This window comes from Neisseria meningitidis (assembly GCF_022869645.1).
Lineage (GTDB): Bacteria > Pseudomonadota > Gammaproteobacteria > Burkholderiales > Neisseriaceae > Neisseria > Neisseria meningitidis.
The window spans coordinates 583,510-597,918 of sequence record NZ_CP064367.1; the positions used below are offsets into that span (position 1 = coordinate 583,510).

15 protein-coding genes, 1 tRNA gene and 2 pseudogenes are annotated in these 14,409 nt (G+C 53.5%); 9 read left to right on the plus strand and 9 right to left on the minus strand.

Features of this window, described 5'->3' with window-relative positions; translation table 11 throughout:
• Nucleotides 1-25 precede the first annotated feature (25 nt).
• Nucleotides 26-102, minus strand: a tRNA-Val gene (locus tag IUJ45_RS03105).
• A gap of 178 nt (nt 103-280) precedes the next feature.
• Here IUJ45_RS03105 and tgt point away from each other — a divergent pair.
• From tgt to IUJ45_RS03120, 3 genes are all read left to right on the plus strand, one after another.
• Complete coding sequence (tgt, locus tag IUJ45_RS03110; protein ID WP_002246070.1) at nt 281-1,396, plus strand: tRNA guanosine(34) transglycosylase Tgt; 1,116 nt, start codon at nt 281-283, stop codon at nt 1,394-1,396.
• Between the two features lie 9 nt (nt 1,397-1,405).
• The gene (hemH, locus tag IUJ45_RS03115) at nt 1,406-2,488 is read left to right on the plus strand and encodes a ferrochelatase (protein WP_014580520.1); all 1,083 of its coding nucleotides are present in this window, start codon (nt 1,406-1,408) and stop codon (nt 2,486-2,488) included.
• Between the two features lie 190 nt (nt 2,489-2,678).
• Nucleotides 2,679-3,083, plus strand: a complete 405-nt coding sequence (locus IUJ45_RS03120; RefSeq protein ID WP_101128129.1) for a c-type cytochrome — start codon at nt 2,679-2,681, stop codon at nt 3,081-3,083.
• A gap of 62 nt (nt 3,084-3,145) precedes the next feature.
• On the opposite strand, the gene IUJ45_RS03125 is transcribed toward IUJ45_RS03120, so the two are convergent.
• From IUJ45_RS03125 to IUJ45_RS03135, 3 genes are all read right to left on the minus strand, one after another.
• On the minus strand, nt 3,146-3,436 hold the full coding sequence (locus IUJ45_RS03125; RefSeq protein WP_002235611.1) for a hypothetical protein: 291 nt from the start codon (nt 3,434-3,436) through the stop codon (nt 3,146-3,148).
• Between the two features lie 153 nt (nt 3,437-3,589).
• Complete coding sequence (locus IUJ45_RS03130; protein WP_226876303.1) at nt 3,590-4,000, minus strand: cation:proton antiporter family protein; 411 nt, start codon at nt 3,998-4,000, stop codon at nt 3,590-3,592.
• A complete protein-coding gene (locus IUJ45_RS03135) occupies nt 3,982-4,263 on the minus strand; it encodes a hypothetical protein (protein ID WP_002240407.1) in 282 nt (93 codons plus the stop codon). Before IUJ45_RS03135 ends, IUJ45_RS03130 begins: the two co-directional genes overlap by 19 nt.
• Before the next feature lie 195 nt (nt 4,264-4,458).
• Between IUJ45_RS03135 and IUJ45_RS10955 the strand changes: the two are divergent.
• From IUJ45_RS10955 to IUJ45_RS03160, 4 genes and pseudogenes are all read left to right on the plus strand, one after another.
• A pseudogene (locus IUJ45_RS10955) lies at nt 4,459-5,185 on the plus strand (DUF808 family protein).
• A gap of 68 nt (nt 5,186-5,253) precedes the next feature.
• Nucleotides 5,254-6,792, plus strand: coding sequence for an apolipoprotein N-acyltransferase (lnt, locus tag IUJ45_RS03150; protein WP_002246068.1), 1,539 nt, complete (start codon nt 5,254-5,256; stop codon nt 6,790-6,792).
• 263 nt (nt 6,793-7,055) lie between these two features.
• Nucleotides 7,056-7,919 carry an RNA polymerase sigma factor RpoH gene (gene rpoH / locus IUJ45_RS03155; RefSeq protein ID WP_002217665.1) on the plus strand — a complete coding sequence of 288 codons (864 nt, stop codon included), beginning with the start codon at nt 7,056-7,058 and terminating at the stop codon, nt 7,917-7,919.
• Between the two features lie 486 nt (nt 7,920-8,405).
• Entirely contained in the window at nt 8,406-9,290 is an 885-nt protein-coding gene (locus IUJ45_RS03160; RefSeq protein WP_002217666.1) for a YicC/YloC family endoribonuclease, read from the plus strand.
• 83 nt (nt 9,291-9,373) lie between these two features.
• Here the strand turns inward: IUJ45_RS03160 and IUJ45_RS03165 are convergent, their stop codons facing one another.
• From IUJ45_RS03165 to pgeF, 5 genes are all read right to left on the minus strand, one after another.
• On the minus strand, nt 9,374-9,889 hold the full coding sequence (locus tag IUJ45_RS03165; protein WP_002235608.1) for an RDD family protein: 516 nt from the start codon (nt 9,887-9,889) through the stop codon (nt 9,374-9,376).
• Nucleotides 9,890-9,963: 74 nt separating this feature from the next.
• A complete protein-coding gene (locus IUJ45_RS03170; protein WP_002217668.1) occupies nt 9,964-10,383 on the minus strand; it encodes a hypothetical protein in 420 nt (139 codons plus the stop codon).
• A gap of 120 nt (nt 10,384-10,503) precedes the next feature.
• On the minus strand, nt 10,504-11,502 hold the full coding sequence (gene holA / locus IUJ45_RS03175) for a DNA polymerase III subunit delta (protein ID WP_002246067.1): 999 nt from the start codon (nt 11,500-11,502) through the stop codon (nt 10,504-10,506).
• Nucleotide 11,503: 1 nt separating this feature from the next.
• Entirely contained in the window at nt 11,504-11,983 is a 480-nt protein-coding gene (locus tag IUJ45_RS03180) for an LPS-assembly lipoprotein LptE (protein WP_002214127.1), read from the minus strand.
• Nucleotides 11,984-12,034: 51 nt separating this feature from the next.
• The gene (gene pgeF / locus IUJ45_RS03185; RefSeq protein WP_002246066.1) at nt 12,035-12,814 is read right to left on the minus strand and encodes a peptidoglycan editing factor PgeF; all 780 of its coding nucleotides are present in this window, start codon (nt 12,812-12,814) and stop codon (nt 12,035-12,037) included.
• A 166-nt stretch (nt 12,815-12,980) separates the two neighbouring features.
• Here pgeF and IUJ45_RS11155 point away from each other — a divergent pair.
• Together IUJ45_RS11155 and IUJ45_RS03190 are read left to right on the plus strand one after the other, a co-directional pair.
• Nucleotides 12,981-13,154, plus strand: a pseudogene (locus tag IUJ45_RS11155) (IS5/IS1182 family transposase); the annotation flags it as partial.
• Between the two features lie 218 nt (nt 13,155-13,372).
• On the plus strand, nt 13,373-14,320 hold the full coding sequence (locus IUJ45_RS03190) for a bile acid:sodium symporter family protein (protein ID WP_002246064.1): 948 nt from the start codon (nt 13,373-13,375) through the stop codon (nt 14,318-14,320).
• The last annotated feature ends 89 nt before the right edge of the window (nt 14,321-14,409 follow it).

Genomic DNA, 14,409 nt, shown 5'->3' on the forward strand with positions numbered 1-14,409 from the left:
CGGCATAAATGCCGTTATGGGAATTTGGTAGGCACGATTGGATTCGAACCAACGACCCCCACCATGTCAAGGTGGTGCTCTAACCAACTGAGCTACGTGCCTTCAAAGAATTTTTGCATTTTATCGGGTCGTTTTAATTTTTGCAAGAGGTATGTGCGTTTCTTTATGCAACATTGCGGCAAGATTTGGGGATGTCGTCTGAAAAACCGTGGGAAATCATTTATAATGCCGTCTTTTAAAACATATTTCGCCCCCTGTCGCCCAACTGACATTCAATCTTATGCTTAAATTTACCTTACACAAAAAAGACGGATACGCCCGACGCGGCACGCTGGAGTTGAACCACGGCAAAATCGAAACGCCGGTATTTATGCCTGTCGGTACTTACGGCTCGGTTAAGGCGATGAACCCGCAAAACCTGCACGACATCAAGGCGCAAATTATTTTGGGCAACACTTATCATTTGTGGCTGCGTCCGGGCTTGGAGGTCGTCGAACAGTTTGGAGGGCTTCACGGCTTTATCGGCTGGGACAAACCGATTTTGACCGACTCGGGCGGTTTTCAGGTTTTTTCTTTGTCGGATATGCGCAAGCTGACGGAAGAAGGCTGTACGTTTAAAAGCCCGATTAACGGCGACAAGCTGTTTTTATCGCCTGAAATTTCTATGAAAATCCAAACGGTTTTGAACTCGGACATCGCGATGCAGTTGGACGAATGCACGCCGGGCGAGGCGACGCGCGAACAGGCGCGAAAATCGTTGCAAATGAGCCTGCGCTGGGCGGAACGGAGCAAAAAAGCCTTTGAAGATTTGAAAAACCCGAACGCACTGTTCGGCATCGTGCAAGGCGCGATGTATGAAGATTTGCGCGAAGAGTCGCTGAAAGGCTTGGAAGAGCTCGATTTCCCCGGCTTGGCCATCGGCGGCTTGTCCGTTGGCGAACCTAAGCCCGAAATGTACCGCATGTTGCGCGCCGTCGGCCCTATCCTGCCGGAACACAAACCTCATTATTTAATGGGCGTCGGTACGCCTGAAGACTTAGTGTACGGCGTGGCACACGGCGTGGATATGTTCGACTGCGTCATGCCTACTCGCAATGCGCGTAACGGCTGGCTGTTTACCCGTTTTGGCGATTTGAAAATCAAAAACGCCAAACACAAGCTCGACAAGCGTCCGATAGACGAAAGCTGCACCTGCTACGCCTGCCAAAACTTCAGCCGCGCCTACCTGCACCATCTGCACCGCGCCGGCGAAATCTTGGGCGCACAGTTGAACACCATCCACAATCTGCATTTCTACCAAGTCATTATGGCGGAAATGCGCGAAGCCGTCGAACAAGGCAAATTTGCCGACTGGCAAGCACAATTCCACGAAAACCGCGCACGCGGCACAGACTGACTCCCTGCAATGCCGTCTGAAGCCGCTTCAGACGGCATTTTGCCGCGTTACCCTACCCGCACTATTTTTCAGAAACCGATCATGCTCCCATTCCTTCCAGAACCCTCCCTTTCCTATACGCAACAAAACCGTACCGCCGTTTTGCTGTTGAACCTCGGCACGCCCGACGCGCCGACCGCGCAGGCGGTACGACCTTATCTGAAGTCCTTTCTGACCGACCGGCGCGTCGTCGAACTGCCCAAATGGCTGTGGTATCCCATTCTGCATGGTCTGGTACTGACGCTCCGCCCCAAAAAAAGCGCGCACGCCTATGAAAAAATCTGGTTTAAGGAAGGTTCGCCCTTAGAAGTTTACACAGCACGCCAAGCTGCCGCGCTTGCCAAACGTATGCCCGACCTCATCGTCCGCCACGCCATGACCTACGGCAATCCTTCGGTGGCAGACGTATTGTCGGAACTGAAGGCGCAAGGCGCGGGCAGACTGCTGGTCATCCCGATGTACCCGCAATATGCCGCTTCCAGCAGCGGAGCGGCAGTAGATAAGGTGTGCGAACAATTACTGCTGCAACGGAACCAAATGAGCGTCCGCACCGTTTCGCGCTTTTATGACGATACCGGCTACATTGATGCGATGAAAAACCACATCCTCCGATATTGGGCGGAACACGGACGTGGGAAAAAACTGATGTTGAGTTTTCACGGCGTACCGCAGAAGCACTACGACCTCGGCGACCCCTATCCCGACGAGTGCCGCCACACCGCCAAACTGCTTGCCGAAGCACTGGAACTGACCGAAGACCAATATGTCGTATCGTTCCAAAGCCAATTCGGCAGGGCAAAATGGGTTACACCGAGCACGCAGGATTTGTTCGGCAAACTGCCCAAACAGGGGGTAACCGAGCTGGACGTATTCTGCCCGGGCTTTTTGGCAGACTGTTTGGAAACCATGGAAGAAATCGCCCTGATGGGGCGGGAACAGTTTTATGAAGCAGGCGGCAAAAGCTACCGCTACATCCCCTGCCTCAACGACAATCCCGACTGGATAGACGCACTCGTCGCACTTGCCGAAGAAAACCTTGGCGGCTGGCGTTGAAACTGTTTGACCCATGTCTAAAATGCCGTCTGAACGCCGTGTTCAGACGGCATTTTCCCGCTACTTTAGCGTATGATGGCATCTATGCTGGACAACACATCAAGTGCAACCTTACTACCGATTCGGCAAGAAAATCTTTCACCCGCTACGCAAAATCAACAACAAGGTTTCAAACATTAAGGAAACACCAATGAACACAACCCGACTGCCGACCGCCCTCGTCTTGGGCTGCCTCTGCGCCGCCGCTTCTGCCGCCGACAACAGCATCATGACAAAAGGGCAAAAAGTGTACGAATCCAACTGCGTCGCCTGCCACGGCAAAAAGGGCGAAGGCCGCGGAACCATGTTTCCGCCGCTCTACCGCTCCGACTTCATCATGAAAAAACCGCAGGTGCTGCTGCACAGCATGGTCAAAGGCATCAACGGTACAATCAAAGTCAACGGCAAAACCTACAACGGATTCATGCCCGCCACTGCCATCAGCGATGCGGACATTGCCGCCGTCGCCACTTATATCATGAACGCCTTTGACAACGGCGGCGGAAGCGTTACCGAAAAAGACGTAAAACAGGCAAAAAACAAAAAAAAAAACTAAACAGACAAAATGCCGTCTGAAACCGGCAATCCGGCTTCAGACGGCATTCAAATCAAACCTTTCTAACGCGGTACTTTCAGCCCCATAGACCCGATATTGCCGTCCCCGTCAACCTCCTTCGCGGTCAGCATAAAGCCGCCGATGTCAATACGGCCGCACTCGACCGGCTCCTGACTGTCGGAACGCTTATCGAAAAGCTCGGCAAGGCTCAAACCCTCTTCGCCCGCTTCCAGCCTCAAACCGTAAGCAAGTGCCAAATCGTCCGAACGTGCTGCCGGCGAAACGACAAACTCGCCGAAGAAATCAAAATGCTCACGGACACCGATATCCGTCTCGGTAACGTATTTCGACATTTTATAGTGAACTAAATTTAAACCAGTACGGCGTTGCCTCGCCTTAGCTCAAAGAGAACGATTCTCTAAGGTGCTGAAGCACCAAGTGAATCGGTTCCGTACTATTTGTACTGTCTGCGGCTCGCCGCCTTGTCCTGATTTAAATTTAATCCACTATATCGACCTTGCCGTCGGGCAGGATGTACCACGCCAAATCCCCGCCTGAAGCACGGTGTCGGACTGCATTTCTATTCGGATGCCGTTGCGTATCAATGCGAAACAGCGTGCGCCAAACGAATCGGAAATCGGTTCGACCGTATCGGGATGGTGTCCCTCCGCTTCAGATTCGGCAACCACTTTAAACGCCGACATTCTGACAATTTCCTTTTTCGCCAGCCAAATATCATGCGTATCTTTCGGTTCGGGCTTGTTGGGCATGGCAACCTTCAACAGCCGCGCCATCACAGGAATCGTCATTCCCCGAATCAGCAGCGACAGCACCACCACGGCAAACGCCACATCAAACAGCAGGTGCGAATTGGGAACGCCCGTTACCGGCGGCATCATCACCGGCGAAATCGGCACGGCTCCGCCAAACCCAACCAACTGATATACGCCTTTTCACGCAGGCTGTAATTGAATTTCCACAAACCGCCGAACACTGCCGGCGGACGCGCGACCAGCATCAGGAACGCCGCAATCGCCAAGGCTTCCGCCGCCCCGTCCAACACGTTGGCAGGAGAAACCAGCAGCAAAGGCATTCCCAAACGTGCGGACAAAGTGGTCGAAACCACGCTCAGAAACAACAGTGCGCCACCCGGCAGGAACAGACTGCCCATCCAATCCACGCTAACGATTCTCCCTTAAAATTCATTAAATTAAAATCGAAAGACTGTAACACGGCATTTTCTTTTCACGAAACTTTACTTCACGTCCGCCACAGCGTTCAGACGGCATTTTCCTGTTTCATGCCGCCTGAAACCGCCCAAATCCGCGTTCTCCTATATAATGTCGGACTTTGCGCCGCATTTCAGGATTCTTTAATGGCATTTGCCTCACTATTTACCCTGCCGGACGACATCACCGCCGTTTTGGACGATGTTGCCCTGATGACCAAAGCCGCCGCAAAGAAAACCGCCGGCATGGTCGGCGACGATTTGGCACCCGATGCCAACCGGGTTACGGGCGTATCGGCAGAACGCGAGTTGCCGATTGTTTGGTCGATGGCGAAAGGTTCTTTTTCCAACAAGCCGGTTTTGGTACCTGCGGCTCTGCTGCTTTCCACCTTCCTGCCGCAACTCATTACGCCGCTTTTGACGGCAGGCGGGATTTATCTGTGCTTTGAAGGCGTGGAAAAGCTGCTGCACAAGTTTCTGCACCGACATGACGCGCTCGCTCGTGATGGCGGCAATCGGCATCGGCATGACTGTTTTGGTGTACGGAATCGTCGCCGTCATCGTCAAACTCGACGACTTAGGCATGCTGCTGATGCGCCGCCCACAAACCTTTTCGCGCAGTTTGGGGCAAATGCTGACTGCCTTTATGCCTTGCTTTATGCGCGGTTTGAGCGTGGTCGGCACGCTTGCCATGTTTCTTATCGGCGGCGTACTGGTCGCCCACAACCTCGGCCTTCTGCACGATTTCCTGCACGCGCAACACTGGGACGCTGGCTGGGCGGAGTACTTCGCCAACCTCGTTGTCGGGCTGCTTTCCGGTTCGATTGCCTGCGCCCCCGCCTTGCCGCTGATGAATCGTTTCGGCAGGCATTGATTTCTTTTTCAAATACCGATGCCGTTTGAAAGATGTTCAGACGGTATCTTCCGAACAGACAGATGAATATGGTTTCCAAACTGGACAAATACTGGCAGCACCCCGCCCTCTACTGGCCTTTGCTCATCCTTTTTGCCGCCGCCACCCCCTTTACCTTCGCACCCTACTACCACTTTTGGCTGATGCCCTTGATTTTCGGTGCCTTCGTCCGCCTCATCGAACTGCGTCCGCGTTTTGCTGTCTCTTCCGCCTACCTGTTCGGCCTGACCGCATACACGACACAGTTCTACTGGATACACACCGCCCTGCACGACGTTTCCGGCCTGCCCGACCTCTATGCCGTACCGCTGACCTTCCTACTCCCCGCCTACCTTGCCCTTTATCCGGCACTGTGTTTCTGGCTGTGGAAAAAATTTACCCTGCCTCGGGGCATAAAAATCGGTTTGGTACTGCCCATCCTGTGGACACTGACCGAGTTTGCCCGCGAACGTTTCCTGACCGGATTCGGCTGGGGCGCAATCGGCTACTCCCAAATCACCCCGGACAGCCCGCTCGCCGGCTTTGCCCCATTTGGCGGCATCCACATGGTTACACTGGCAACCGCCTTTCTCGGTGTCTGGCTGGTTTTGGCGAGTGATAACACCGCACGTTCGGGCAAACGCCTGCTTCCAATTATCCTGATTGCCGCCCTGCTTGCCGCAGGCTACACCGCCCGACAAACCGACTTCACCCGCCCCGACGGCAGCCGCAGCACCGTCGCCCTGCTTCAAGGCAACATCGACCAAACCCTCAAATGGCGTGAAGACCAAGTCATCCCGACCATACAGAAATATTACGAACAGGTCGGCAAAACCACTGCCGACATCGTCATCCTGCCCGAAACCGCCATCCCCGTCATGCGCCAAAACCTGCCGGAAAACATACTGGCAAAATTTGCCGAACAGGCGCAAAACAACGGCAGCGCGCTCGCCGTCGGCATCAGCCAATACACTTCGGACGGCAACGGTTACGAAAACGCCGTCATCAACCTGACCGGTTATCAGGAAAACAATCAGGACGGCATCCCCTACTACGCCAAAAACCACCTCGTCCCCTTCGGCGAATACAAACCGCTGCCCTTCCTGACCACGCCGCTTTACAAAATGATGAATATGCCCCTTTCCGACTTCCGCAAAGGCGGCGGTAAGCAATCCGCCCTGCTGATGAAAAACCAAAAAATCGCCTTCAACATCTGTTACGAAGACGGATTCGGCGACGAACTGATTGCCGCCGCCAAAGATGCCACACTGCTTGCCAATGCCAGCAATATGGCGTGGTACGGAAAATCCAACGCCATGTACCAGCACCTCCAACAATCGCAGGCGCGGGCTATGGAACTCGGACGCTATATGGTCCGTGCCACCAACACCGGCGCAACCGCCATCATCTCCCCCAAAGGCAACATCATCGCCCAAGCCCAACCCGATACGGAAACCGTATTGGAAGGACACATCAAAGGCTATGTCGGCGAAACGCCCTATATGAAAACCGGCAGTTCATGGTGGTTGATGGGCATATTGACCCTAGCCGCACTGATTCTTTTCATCTTCCGAAACAAAGAACACTGATACCTGCACAGCCCGTCCAGACGGGCTGTCTTTTTTCAAACCGGCTGTTTACATACAACTACGTATGTAATATAATTCCGAAATCGGATTGAGCCATCAGGTTTACAAAATCAATCAAACCTGCCTTACAAAATTTTCCTGTCTTTCAAACCTTAGCGCATATCTCCTGCCAAACATACAAAATACAAGCCAAGCAGTGATATACTGCATCCCAACACAGCAAACCGCCGATACGCAGTTTCAGCCGAAAGGAAATGCCCCAAATGAATAACGCTTTCGCATTACCCGCCATCCAAAGCGGCAACGGCAGCCTCGAACAATACATCCACACCGTCAACAGCATCCCGATGCTGTCCCAGGAAGAAGAAACCCGCCTCGCCGAACGCCGGATAAAGGGCGACCTCAACGCCGCCAAACAACTCATCCTGTCCCACCTGCGCGTCGTCGTTTCCATCGCGCGCGGCTATGACGGCTACGGGCTGAATCAGGCAGACCTGATTCAGGAAGGCAATATCGGACTGATGAAGGCGGTCAAACGCTACGAGCCAGGTCGAGGCGCGCGTCTGTTTTCATTTGCCGTACACTGGATTAAAGCCGAAATCCACGAGTTTATTTTGAGAAACTGGCGTTTGGTTCGCGTTGCCACCACCAAACCGCAACGCAAGCTGTTTTTCAATTTACGCAGTATGCGTAAAAACCTCAACGCCCTGTCTCCCAAAGAGGCACAAGACATCGCCGACGATTTGGGTGTCAAACTTTCCGAAGTTCTGGAAATGGAACAGCGCATGACGGGACACGACATCGCCATCATGGCAGACAACAGCGACGACGAGGACAGTTTCGCCCCCATCGACTGGCTTGCCGACCACGATTCCGAACCGAGCCGACAACTATCGAAACAGGCGCATTACGCCCTGCAAACAGAAGGTTTACAAAACGCTTTGGCGCAACTGGATGACAGGAGCCGCCGTATTGTGGAAAGCCGCTGGCTTCAAGACGACGGCGGGCTGACGCTGCACCAGCTTGCTGCAGAATACGGCGTCTCTGCCGAGCGCATCCGCCAGATTGAAGCAAAAGCCATGCAGAAACTGCGTGGTTTCCTGACCGAAGAAGCCGAAGCGGTTTGAAATAGACATAATTAAACACCCGACAAGCCGGTTTGTCGGGTGTTTTTTTATAATAGAAACCCCAATGAGGCTTGTGTATCGTGCTGTACACGATTTTATCCGTCCACGCCGTTGCAATTGCCGAAATCAAAAAGCAGACATGCACCAGACACTGCCGCATCAGCTGCTTTTCCGACAGATTGGCGGAATTGATATAGTGGATTAACAAAAATCAGGACAAGGCGGCGAAGCCGCAGACAGTACAAATAGTACGGAACCGATTCACTTGGTGCTTCAGCACCTTAGAGAATCGTTCTCTTTGAGCTAAGGCGAGGCAACGCCGTACTGGTTTTGGTTAATCCACTATACATTTCCCTTCCTTGCAGCAACAAAAGAGCGTGATTCCAATCTGCCGCTGCAAAACCTTCAATTTTTCACACCCGAAAACGCTTGCCGCCATACAGATGTGATATATTGATTCCATTTTAACGGGCTTCGGAGAACGACATGAGCAGCGGAAATATCCACATCCACAGCATGACCGGCTTTGCCAACGCGGCGGCAGAGTGCGGCAGCAAACGCATCAACCTCGACATCCGCGCCGTCAACCACCGCTTTTTGGACATTCAAATCAGGATGCCGGATGATTTGCGCTATTTGGAAAGCGGTATCCGCGAGAAAATTTCATCCCATATCGCGCGCGGCAAAGTCGAATGCAAAATCCAAATTCAAGATACGGAAAACAGCAGACAGTCCTTGGAACTCAACTCGGATTTGGTGAACCAGCTTGCCGAAATCAACAAAAACCTCCGCAAGCATCACGATTTGGCAAAACTGGGCGTTGCCGACATCCTGCGTTTCCCCGGCGTATTGGCAAGCCAAAGGGAAAATACGGAGGAATTGGCAAAAAGCATTACCGAACTGACCGAAAAAGCGTTAAAAGACTTTACTGCCGCACGCCGGCGCGAAGGGAAAAAATTGGGCGAGCACCTGTTACAACGCCTCGAAAGCATGGAAGAAATCATAGATGCATTGAGCGAACTCTTTCCTACCCTGCTGGAAACACATAAAGAAAAAATCCGCGCCCGCCTCGTCGAAGCAGTCGGCGACATCAATAATGACAGGCTGCAACAGGAATTTGCCCTCTTTATTCAAAAATCCGACATCGACGAAGAATTCAGCCGCCTGCGCACGCATATCGACGAAGTACGCCGCATCGTTACCGAACACAAAGGCAGCAGCGGAAAACGCTTGGATTTCCTGATGCAGGAATTAAACCGCGAAGCCAACACTTTGGGCAGCAAATCCATTGCCGCCGAATGCACCCAAGCCTCGGTCGAACTGAAAGTCTTAATCGAGCAGATGCGGGAACAAGTGCAGAATATCGAATAATCGGTTTCCCCGATAACCAAATGCCGTCTGAAAGCCCTTTCAGACGGCATTTTTTCAGTTTGAAACCTTTGCGGTATAAAGGCTTAAGGCTTTCCTTTGACCGCCACCAATCTTGTTCCTGCAAGAAAATCATACAGAAACTGCCGATCGGGATTCAGCAGTGCGAACCCCCACGGTAAAATCAGCCAAATCAATGCCGCGCCGGCCGCGCCCTTGGGCGGAATGCCGAGGAAGTGGCGTAATCCGGCATAAGCAAGCATAGGAATGAAGACGATAAATATGCACGCCCAAATAAAGCGCAGGCGCAGCAGGTGCAAAGACGGCTGTATGCCGTTAAGGTCGCACAAGCCGATTTTCCATGTCCTCATCGCCAAGGTCTGCCCCTGACCGTGCCAGTTGGCGCGAAAATAAAGCCACCATGATCCCATTATCAGGATACTCGTTACCAATGCAGAAACCGCGATAGAAACGGGATTCAGAAAAATGGCGGCAATACCGGCAAACAATGCTGCCAAACAGGTTGCCGCACCGACCAGCAGCATTTCGTACAGCATGGCGGCAAAGCGGCGTTTGAGCGGGGCGGTTTTCAGTGTCATCATCTTTTCAATCAGAATATGCCGTCTGAAACGCCAACAGGCTTCAGACGGCATTCATACAGATATGCCTCGGACGGTTAACGGTGCGGACGTTTCTGACCGCGCGACTGTTTTGCCGCCATTTGATTGATTTCCTGACGTGTCGGGCGTTTTTTGAACATAGCGTGCGCCTCGTCCACCGAACATTTTTGCGACAGGCAGATCAGGGTAATCGCATCTTTTTGGTGTTGTCCGCCGCTGTGGTACATACGGCGCAGGTTTGCCTCGTTGATTCTGCCTTTTTCGGGATCGATGTCGAATTTTTTCAGACGTTCGATAAACTGGCGTTGCTGTCGGCGGGATGTCCAAACAAAGCCGCCCGCAGCGGCGGCGACGATGACGGCGGCAAGCAGGATGGCAAGCGGCCAGGAATCGACAATCAATACGATAATGAGGCTTAAAACGGCGGTGGTCAGTAAAATCAGGCCGCCCAAGCGCAGTTTGGTCTTATTGTCCATAGGGTTGATGTTCCTTTATTGAGGTGGTCGTGCCGTCTGAAATGTTTTCGGACGGATTGGTGAATACTTTTCAGGATTAACGGTATTTTACAGTATTTTCGGATTTTGGGGATTACCGCTTTATTCCGCCAGCGACACGACAAGCCGTTTGAATACCGTCCATGCGTCGCCCTCTTCCGCGCCTTTGATGATTCGGTCGATTTGGGCGCAGGTTTTGAGCGCGTCAAGCAGGCGGACGACGGAAATCCGCTTGACCGCAAGCGGTGCGAGCGTCTGCTTGTCGCCCCAAAGCCTGAGGCTGTTGCGGACGGATTGGATGCTCTGCCCCTGCTTCAGGGCGGCAGCAAGCCGGATCAGCGTCCGCACGTCTTCGGCAACCGCCCACAGCAACAGCACCGGTTCTTCGCCCTCTTCCCGCAATCCGTCCAAAAGCCTGCATACGCGCAGGACATCGCCCTTCATCCACGCGCCTGCCAGTTGGAACGCGTCGAAGCGGGCGACGTTGGCAACGGCGGTTTGCGCCTCATCGATATTGACGGTATGCCCTTTCGGATACAGCAGCCCGAGCTTGTCGATTTCCTGACGCGCCGCCAACAGATTGCCTTCCACGCGCTCAGCAAACAGTGCCAATGCGTCTGCCTCGATACCCAAACCGATTTTGTCCAGCCGTCCGCGTATCCATTGGGGCAAAGCCGCCGCGCCGACCGGTTTGGCTTCCCACACTTCCCCCTTTGCCGCCAATGCGGCAAACCATTTGGACTGGAGCTGGGTTTTCTCCAGTTTGGGCAGCAAAACCAGCGTTACCGTATCTTCCGGCAATCGGGCGGCAAAATCCTGCAACGCCTCGCCGCCGGTTTTGCCGGGTTTTCCGTTGGGGATATGCAGTTCCAACAGCTTCAAATCGGCAAACAGACCCGCACTGCCTGCGGTTTGCAACAGTTCGTTCCAATCGAAGGCATTGTCTGCCGTATAAACTTCCCGATTAAGGTAACCTTGTTTCTTCGCCGCCGCCCTCAATGCGTCCAATGCCTCGATACGCAACAGTTCTTCCTCGCCGTGGATGACGTACAGAGGTTTCAAAGGCGCGTCCGTATCAATGCGTCCGATATGTGCCGCCACGTCATTCCGCCTTCAGAAAGGTCAGGCGGCGGACAATCTGTTCGGCGGCATCCTGCCGCATTTCCGCCCACAATGCCGCTTCCTCTTCCTGTTTGCCCAAGATCTCGTTGTCGGCATAAGCAAGGACGCGGCGGACGGACACGGTCATCGGTTTGCCGACCGGCTCGCCGCGTTTCAATACCTGCGCTTCAACCGTCAATATCAAAAGATATTCGTTGATGACTGCCGCACGGGTAACGGTGTAGGTTTCCTTGTTTTGGGAAACGCTGTCTATACGCAGGGTCATCTGCGCGCCGGCAGCATCGTCCACCCTACCCGAAGCCTGATACAGCGCGGTTTCCAAAGGAAACTGCAATGCCTGTCCGCCTTCGATGTGCCAGCTCCGGTAGGTCAGCGGCGGAGAAATGCCGTCTGCACCTTTCAGGTGGAAACCGCACGCGCCCAGCATCAGCACTGCGGCAGTAAGAAACAGTTTGTTCATGGCTTGCCTTTCTCAAAAGCACAAAGTCGGTAGATTATATCAGCGGCGTGTTCAGACGGCATTGCCGTCCAGCCAAATCAAGCTCGCCATACGCCCTGTCGCTCCGTCGCGGCGGTAGGAAAAGAAAGTATCCCGTTCCAAAACCGTACAATGCGTGCCGCCATATACGCCGCCCACGCCTTCGCGCTTCAGAATCAGGCGGGCGAGCGCGTAAAGGTCGGCAAGGAATTTGCCGCTGCCTATGCCTTCAAATGCGGTGGCGGCTTCGGGCATGGGCGTGCAGAACGCATCAAACACATCCTGTCCGACTTCAAACGCATCCGCACTGATGGCGGGGCCGAGATACGCCATCATTTCGACGGGCGGAACCTTCATTGCGGCTATGGTGTTTTGCAGTACGCCGCCCGCCAAACCGCGCCAGCCCGCGTGTGCGGCGGCAACCGCCGTACCCGCCCTGTCGCAAAACAAAACAGGCAGACAGTCTGCGGTCATCACGGCACAGACGGCTTTACCCGTATCGTCCACGGAAGCGTCGGCATCGGGCGTGCCGTCCAATGCTTCGGCAGCATTGACGACGACGGTACTGTGGATTTGATTGAGGTAGGCAACGGGCAATCCGACCTGCTGTTGCACGATTTCGCGGTTGCGGCGCACGGCTTCGGGATTGTCGCCGACGTGCGTACCGAGGTTCAAACTCTGATACGCACCTTGGCTCACGCCGCCGTTGCGCGTGGTAATCAGGGTTTTCACATTGGCGGGCGCGGGCCAATCGGCGGTCAGGAAGTTTTTGCCTTTCGGGGCGAGATTTAGGGTTTCTGTGATGGTTTTCATTGGATATTGGAATAGGTGTGTGGCGGAAAGGGTTGATTAACTGCCTTCGGGGCAAATGAATGCTTGTTTTTTCGTCATTCCCACACAGGCGGGAATTCGGAGATTCGGGATTGTTTTCAAACGTTCGGGTTCGGATTCTTGCCGGTGCGGGAATGATGCCCTTATATATAGTGGATTAAATTTAAATCAGGACAAGGCGACGAAGCCGCAGACAGTACAAATAGTACGGCAAGGCGAGGCAACGCCGTACTGGTTTAAATTTAATCCACTATACTTTCTCCGAGCTTTATATGTTTCAACAGAGGACGGCACATCAAGCACCGCACTGCGTGTTGCCCGAACGAGACTGCCCTCCGATTAGATTCTATCGCTATAAACAGACGGGTTTCAACCGAAAAGGAATGGGAATGAAGTCCGTTTCCGACACCTCTCGGGCGATGCCGTCTGAAAACCAATCTCCACTTTCAGACGGCATTGTTTAGGCACGGTCATTTTGCAAATTAAGGTTAAGGCGTGTATGCTTGCCTTCCCTTAAAAACAAACACGCAACGCATTATTATGAATATCCTCAGTAAAATCAGCAGCTTTATCGGAAAAACATTTTCCCTCTGGGCCGCGCTCTTTGCCGCCGCCGCTTTTTTCGCGCCCGACACCTTCAAATGGGCGGGGCCTTATATTCCTTGGCTGTTGGGCATTATTATGTTCGGTATGGGTTTGACGCTCAAACCTTCCGACTTCGATATTTTGTTCAAACATCCCAAAGCCGTCATAATCGGCGTAATCGCACAATTCGCCATTATGCCGGCAACCGCCTGGCTGCTGTCCAAACTGTTGAACCTGCCTGCCGAAATCGCGGTCGGCGTGATTTTGGTCGGCTGCTGCCCGGGCGGTACGGCTTCCAATGTGATGACTTATCTGGCGCGTGGCAATGTGGCTTTGTCGGTTGCCGTTACGTCTGTTTCCACCCTGATTTCCCCATTGCTGACTCCCGCCATCTTCCTGATGCTTGCCGGCGAAATGCTGGAAATCCAAGCGGGCAGTATGTTGATGTCCATCGTCAAAATGGTTTTGCTCCCCATTGTTTTGGGTTTGATTGTCCATAAGGTTTTGGGCAGTAAAACCGAAAAGCTGACCGATGCGCTGCCGCTGGTTTCCGTTGCCGCCATCGTGCTGATTATCGGCGCGGTTGTTGGGGCAAGCAAAGGCAAGATTATGGAAAGCGGTCTGCTGATTTTTGCGGTTGTCGTACTCCACAACGGCATCGGCTACCTGCTCGGCTTCTTTGCCGCCAAATGGACCGGTCTGCCTTATGATGCACAAAAAACGCTGGCCATCGAAGTCGGTATGCAAAACTCGGGCCTGGCCGCCGCGCTTGCCGCCGCACACTTTGCCGTTGCGCCGGTCGTTGCCGTTCCGGGCGCATTGTTCAGCGTGTGGCACAATATCTCCGGCTCGCTGCTGGCAACTTATTGGGCGGCCAAAGCCGGTAAACATAAAAAACCCTAAACGCCTTTCATCATAATGCCGTCTGAACGGGGCAAACGAAACCGGCGGTTTCCGCCCGACCCCTTCAGACGGCCTTTGTTTGAAATCGG